Raw genomic sequence first — 545 nt, 5'->3', positions numbered from 1 at the left:
GCAGCACCTGCAACCGCCCGTGGCTGTGCTCGTCGAAGCGGCGCGCCTTGTCGTCCAGGATGTCCTGCGCCAGGTTGCGGAACTGCTCGGTCAGCGCAGCACGCGCCTCGTGCAGCAGGCGCTGTTGTTCCTCCAGGGCGGCGCGCTGCGCCTGTAGGCGCGCGTCCTGTTCGGCGCTGCGCTGCTGCAGCAGGTGCAGCTGCTCGCGGGTCTGGGCCAATTCGGCCTCCAGGGCTGGCAGGCGCGCGGCGCGTTCCTGCCAGCGTGCGCTGTCGTCGCTGGCGCGATCCAGCGCTTCGCGGTGGCGTTCGGCCTGAGCGCTGGCCTCGTGCCAGCGCTGGCGTGCCTCGGCGGCATCCGCTTCGGCGGCGCGCAGCCGCTCGCTCAGGCGGGCCAGCTCGACCTCGGCGGCAGCCTGCGCGGTGTGCACGGCCGCCTCGATGGCGCGCTGGCGCCAGCGCCGTTCGGCCCACATTCCGAGACCGGCGCCCAGCAGCCAGGCCGCCAGCGCCACGGCAAGCGTTTCGACCACGTCAGAACGGGAT

Annotated in this window: 1 pseudogene; it reads right to left on the bottom strand. The window is 73.6% G+C overall.

Features of this window, described 5'->3' with window-relative positions:
• A pseudogene (locus N2041_RS14750) lies at nt 1-532 on the bottom strand (DNA recombination protein RmuC); the annotation flags it as partial.
• Nucleotides 533-545: the final 13 nt, after the last annotated feature.

The sequence above is a fragment of the Tepidiforma sp. genome (genome assembly GCF_026419595.1).
In the GTDB taxonomy this organism is placed as follows: Bacteria; Chloroflexota; Dehalococcoidia; order Tepidiformales; family Tepidiformaceae; genus Tepidiforma.
This window is presented reverse-complemented; position numbering and strand designations above follow the sequence as displayed.